This is a genomic window from Sunxiuqinia sp. (assembly GCF_055140945.1).
Genome location: NZ_JBSQYS010000076.1, coordinates 1 through 5393 on the forward strand (window position 1 = coordinate 1; position 5393 = coordinate 5393).

Consider the following 5393-nt stretch of genomic DNA (forward strand, 5'->3'; position numbering starts at 1 on the left):
GTGCGCCTGACTGTTGTGAGTGCAGAGTGTAATATAACCGTCTTCATCGTTAGGAGAAAAAGCTGGTTGACAGCGTTTGTTTAATTCTTTTGCAGCGTTTTCATCCAGTAAATTATCTCTCACCTTATTAAGTAAAGAGATAAACTTATCGTCTTGTTGACGAAAAACCTGAGTCAATTCGATGCTCACATAAGACGTTTGTTTCAAGGCTCTGCTACTAAAAAAATAGACCGTTTCGTAGCTCGATTTTAGCAATTGCCATTCGCTGTTTTTCACCACTGGCGAAAGCTGTTGCAAATCGCCAATCATGAGTAACTGAGCTCCACCAAACGGTTTTCGACCATTTTTAAACCGTCGCATTACCCGGTCTATTGCGTCCAGCACATCGGCACGCACCATACTGATTTCGTCAATCACCAATAATTCCAAACTGCGAATGATGTTGATCTTCTCCTTACTAAAACGCATTTGCCGGCCTTGCTCATTTTCCAAGCCTACTTGTGGTGCAAACGACAACTGAAAAAAAGAGTGAATGGTTACACCGCCGGCATTTATTGCAGCAACTCCCGTTGGTGCTACCACAATCATCCGCTTGGGCGAGCGTTCTTTTAAACTTTTCAGAAAAGTGGTTTTACCTGTTCCTGCCTTTCCGGTAAGAAAAATATGCTGCCCGGTAGATTGTACAAAGTCAAAAGCGAGTTCCAGTTGTTTATTTGTTTCCATGAAAATATTGGTATTCAATAAAGATTAAAGGTAGCCAATTTATTATAATTTTGACAATTGTTGCGAACCTCTTCTTATTACAAAGGAAATAAAAGCACAAGAAACACGGCCCTTTCAACCAAGTAATTTTTCAATATGGATTTGGTCGAATTAAACTGTTCATCCTCTTAAGCTTCTCGTTTATCGAAAATATTTCAACGACTTTAGAATGCATTCTAGTTTTAGTATCTAATTTTTATCTTTGTATGCCTTAAAAAAGAAAGTATACTAAAATCTGTTGATCAAATAAGTCCAAGCTGATATAATCAAGCTCTTTCAAAAAGATATTAACAGACTATATTTCAATAATAAAAAAAGAAACAAAGGAATGAAGATTGCACTAATTGGCTACGGGAAAATGGGTAAAACGATTGAAGCCATTGCGAAAGACCGCGGGCACGAAATTGTTTTAACAATTGATATGGATAATCAGGACGATTTGACTCCTGAGAACTTAAAAAAAGCAGATGTGGCCATTGAATTTACAGTTCCGGCATCGGCAATAAAAAACTACAAAAAATGTTTCGAAAGTGGAGTTCCCGTAGTAAGTGGAACTACCGGCTGGCTCGATCATAAAGAAATTGTACTTGCTGACATGAAAAAGCAAGACGGCACTTTCTTTTATGCTTCAAACTTTAGTTTAGGTGTGAATTTATTTTTCGCCCTAAATGAAAAACTGGCCGAGTTGATGAAAAACCGCCCGGAATATGACATTTCCATGGAGGAAGTTCACCACACTCAAAAGCTTGATGCGCCAAGTGGAACAGCCATTTCGTTAGCCGAAGATTTATTTGCTGCACACCCGGGAAAAGATAGCTGGACCCTGGAATCGCCGGAAAAAGAAACGGAGATGCATATTGAAGCAATTCGTGAAGGGGACGTACCCGGAATTCACCGCATCAAATACGAATCGGATGTAGATTACATCGAGATAGAACATAGTGCAAAAAGCAGGCAAGGATTTGCCCTGGGAGCTGTTTTAGCTGCCGAATATACGGCTGACAAAAAAGGACTGGTTAGCATGAAAGATCTTTTAAACTTATAACATACTCAATCCAATGCGAGAAATTTTGACGAACAAATGGTTCAAGTTCATTTTAGTTGCCCTGCTTTACAGCCTGTGGGTAATCTGGATGGAAAGTTACTTATGGCTGATCGGTCTGGCTGTAATTTTCGACATGTACATTACAAAAAAAGTACACTGGGCGTTTTGGAAAAAGAAAAACCCGCCGGATGGTAAACAAACGAAAGTTGTTGAATGGGTCGATGCCATTATTTTTGCAGTGATTGCGGCTACTTTTATCCGCATGTTTTTTATTGAAGCGTACACCATTCCGACCTCATCGATGGAAAAATCGATGTTAGTTGGTGATTTTCTATTTGTAAGCAAAACAGCTTATGGTCCAAAGCTTCCGAACACACCATTATCATTCCCATTTGTCCATCATACCATGCCACTTTCAAGAACAACGAAATCGTATGTCGAATGGATTCAGAATCCATATAAACGAATGGCAGGATTTGGCGATGTAGAAAATAATGACGTGGTGGTTTTCAACTTTCCGCATGGCGACACCGTGGCTTTAAACATGCCCACACAAGATTATTACCAAATGATTCGCTCATACGGGCGCGACCGTATTTGGAATGACAAGCGTACATTCGGGGAAATTATAAGCCGCCCGGTTGACAAACGCGAAAACTACATTAAGCGATGTATTGGAATAGCCGGCGACAAGATTGAAATTGTTGATGGGCAGGTATATGTAAACGGGAGTGAGCAGAAACACTTTGCCGGAGTTCAATACGACTACATTGTAACCACAAACGGAACTCCTATAAACAAACGAACGCTTGAGAAAATAGGCATTTCAAAAGCTGATCAGCAAGTATTTAATGGTTCACAATACCTTTATCCGCTGACGGATGAGTATGTGAAAGAGTTGCAAACACTCAACAACGTCACTTCTGTCAAAAGGGTTAATATGCCCGACGGAAATTGGGATAAAAATATTTTTCCCCACGACGAGCAATACCCATGGAATGTGGATAATTTTGGTCCCTTGACAATTCCGAAAAAGGGAGAAACCGTTAACCTGAATTTAAAAACATTGCCTTTGTACAGTCGAATTATCGACCTTTACGAGGAACATGATCTGGAAGTAAAAGACAGCACCATTTATGTTGATGGTGTGGCTACAGACAATTATACGTTCACTATGGATTATTACTGGATGATGGGCGACAACCGCCACAATTCCGCTGATTCCCGCTATTGGGGATTTGTTCCAGAGGATCATGTTGTTGGGAAAGCTGTTTTCATCTGGCTGTCGTTAGACAAAGAAAAAGGATTTCCGGCAAACATTCGTTGGAGTAGATTATTCTCTGTCGTGCATTAAAATAGTTTATCATGCGTAAAAAAAGGATAGTGAGGATTTGCCTCGTTATCCTTTTTTTTATTAATTTTCCTGAAAATAATCACTATGACTGCAGGAATTATATTTTTACTGATATTGGCTTTGCTTCTAGTTATCTTTACCCTACAAAATACATTGTTGATTAGTTTGAATGTATTTTTCTGGGAGATTACCGATGTGCCTTTGGTGTTGGCTCTAATTGTCTGTATCATTGCCGGAGCCATTCTTTCTTTTTCGTTTACCTACCCTCGGCTGTGGAAACTAAAAGGACAGCTGAAAGAAAAGCAACGCGAAATCAAAGCATTGGAGGCGCAACACGTAGAAGCCGCAGAAAAGCCCCATGCCGAAGGCATTGAAATAACTGACAAAGAAGAAAGCGACACCAGCTTTTTCAAAGAATAAGTTGAATGATTGATTCGCACGTATTATTGAGTACAGGCTACTTTCCTCCGATACAGTACCTCTCAAAATTCTTGATTTACGAAACCATTTGGATTGAAGTTTTTGAAAATTTCACCAAGCAGACCTACCGGAACCGAGCTGTAATTTCGGCTGCAAATGGAGCGGAGTCACTCATTCTGCCTGTTGAAAAAGGCAGAAGCCGAAAACAACTTATTAAAGACATTCGCATTTCGTACGACACCAACTGGCAGCACATTCACTGGCAAGCCATTGTTTCGGCTTACCAATCTTCCCCGTTTTTTGAAGTGCTTCAAGATGACTTCAGACCTTTCTTTGAAAAACAATATTCGTTCTTGCTCGATTTTAATACTGAAATTTTGCGAACGGTACTCGACATTCTGGAAGTGCAGCCAATCACAAAACAAACCGCAGACTTTGAGGAAGTGCCAGCCGAATGCATTAATATGCGTGAAGCCATTCATCCCAAACCGCAAAAAGCATTACCCGACCCCCTGTTCGAGCCACAGAAATACACACAGGTTTTCGATGATAAATTTGGCTTCACGCCCAACCTAAGCTGCCTGGATTTGCTGTTTAATTGCGGCTCGGAAAGCTACGAGGTGTTGCTGAAAAGTATTAACGCGACTGGCTTAGCAAAATCAGGAAATCGTGAATGATTGTTGAATGATCAAAAGCAAGATCGGGCAGTTGGTCAAGCTTAAACCAAGCTGCTTCGGCTGCATCGTCTCCGCCTTTTACCATAGCATCTTTTCCCACAAAACCGTAATGAATCACCGACAAGGTTCGTCCTCTGGGGTCGCGATCAACCTTATCGTAAACCCTGAATTGTTCCACTTTCTCCAGCTCCAAACCAGTTTCTTCCTTTACCTCACGAATACAGGCATCTTCCAGCACTTCATCCATTTCCATAAAACCGCCCGGCAATGCCCATTGATCTTTAAATGGATCAATCCCACGCTTAATCAAAAGAATCTCAGCGGTCTCTTTCCGCAGGATTAAAGCATCGGTGGTAACTGCTGGCCTGGGATATTTATAGGTGTATTTATTATCTTTCATTTATTATTGTTATTAGTAAACTAGTCATTAAACGATTAATCGAAGTAGTTGCCTTTGATTATTTCAATGTCACCTCTGGATAAAAAACACAACAGGTTGAATGAGTAGTTACGATTATTTCAATACTACGTCAATGCAATATTACAAAAGAATTAGTCTTTTTCTGAATTTCCGTTCAATCATTAAAGAAAAATACCACTTTACCTTTTTAAATTTTTTCACAACAATAAAATATCGTTTTCTTAACATTTGTTTCTAGAGAACCATTACAAAAACTAGCTCAATATGCTCTTCATTCCTTACTTTTAGTATTAAATACAATCGCACTTAATTTCTATTTTCCGTATAATACAGCCATTTCAAACGAATACAACCAACAAAAATTGTGAGACACTTCAATTTTCTTACTTTTGTCCTATAGAAACTAATCCCAATAAATAATCACCATTCATAACTGAAAAATCATTTTAAAAACCAAAAAGTATTTTTATGAATTTATCTCTCAAATCACTCTTAAGAAGACTTGTTCTTTTATTATTGGTATTTAACTTTTGTCATTCGGTAGTTGCGCAGGAGAAAAAAAACAACTTTAAAGTTGGTGGCGCGGTTCGCTTCAATTTGTTCTCAAAAAGCTGGGTCGACAACAATACGCAGCCTGAATTCACTTGGGATACCTGGCGCCTGAATGCAGATGGATCAGCCGGAGGAATAGACCTTAGTTTTGAATACCGCTTC

General features: G+C 39.4%; 6 protein-coding genes and 1 pseudogene. 5 read left to right on the plus strand and 2 right to left on the minus strand.

From position 1 onward, the window contains the following. Positions 1-723, minus strand: a 723-nt coding sequence (locus ACTB00_RS19715; protein ID WP_463301623.1) for an AAA family ATPase, incomplete at its 3' end; no start/stop codon positions are given. A 367-nt stretch (positions 724-1090) separates the two neighbouring features. Here ACTB00_RS19715 and dapB point away from each other — a divergent pair. The 4 genes from dapB (at position 1091) to ACTB00_RS19735 (ending at position 4258) form a co-directional block, all read left to right on the plus strand. Further along, a complete protein-coding gene (dapB, locus tag ACTB00_RS19720; RefSeq protein WP_463301624.1) occupies positions 1091-1807 on the plus strand; it encodes a 4-hydroxy-tetrahydrodipicolinate reductase in 717 nt (238 codons plus the stop codon). A gap of 13 nt (positions 1808-1820) precedes the next feature. Continuing rightward, complete coding sequence (gene lepB, locus ACTB00_RS19725) at positions 1821-3161, plus strand: signal peptidase I (RefSeq protein ID WP_463301625.1); 1341 nt, start codon at positions 1821-1823, stop codon at positions 3159-3161. 84 nt (positions 3162-3245) lie between these two features. Further along, the gene (locus ACTB00_RS19730; RefSeq protein ID WP_463301626.1) at positions 3246-3581 is read left to right on the plus strand and encodes a LapA family protein; all 336 of its coding nucleotides are present in this window, start codon (positions 3246-3248) and stop codon (positions 3579-3581) included. A 5-nt stretch (positions 3582-3586) separates the two neighbouring features. After that, positions 3587-4258, plus strand: a complete 672-nt coding sequence (locus ACTB00_RS19735) for a WbqC family protein (protein WP_463301627.1) — start codon at positions 3587-3589, stop codon at positions 4256-4258. Here ACTB00_RS19735 and ACTB00_RS19740 read toward each other — a convergent pair. Continuing rightward, positions 4218-4658, minus strand: a complete 441-nt coding sequence (locus tag ACTB00_RS19740; protein WP_463301628.1) for an NUDIX domain-containing protein — start codon at positions 4656-4658, stop codon at positions 4218-4220. The two genes, ACTB00_RS19735 and ACTB00_RS19740, sit on opposite strands and share 41 nt — an antisense overlap. Positions 4659-5147: 489 nt before the next feature. Here ACTB00_RS19740 and ACTB00_RS19745 point away from each other — a divergent pair. Beyond that, positions 5148-5393: pseudogene (locus ACTB00_RS19745) on the plus strand (hypothetical protein); the annotation flags it as partial.

Bases quoted from the DNA above. Each gene is read 5' to 3' on its own strand.
- ACTB00_RS19740 (WP_463301628.1), bottom strand. From the start codon at position 4,658: ATGAAAGATAATAAATACACCTATAAATATCCCAGGCCAGCAGTTACC.
- ACTB00_RS19730 (WP_463301626.1), top strand. From the start codon at position 3,246: ATGACTGCAGGAATTATATTTTTACTGATATTGGCTTTGCTTCTAGTT.
- dapB (WP_463301624.1), top strand. From the start codon at position 1,091: ATGAAGATTGCACTAATTGGCTACGGGAAAATGGGTAAAACGATTGAA.
- ACTB00_RS19735 (WP_463301627.1), top strand. From the start codon at position 3,587: ATGATTGATTCGCACGTATTATTGAGTACAGGCTACTTTCCTCCGATA.
- lepB (WP_463301625.1), top strand. From the start codon at position 1,821: ATGCGAGAAATTTTGACGAACAAATGGTTCAAGTTCATTTTAGTTGCC.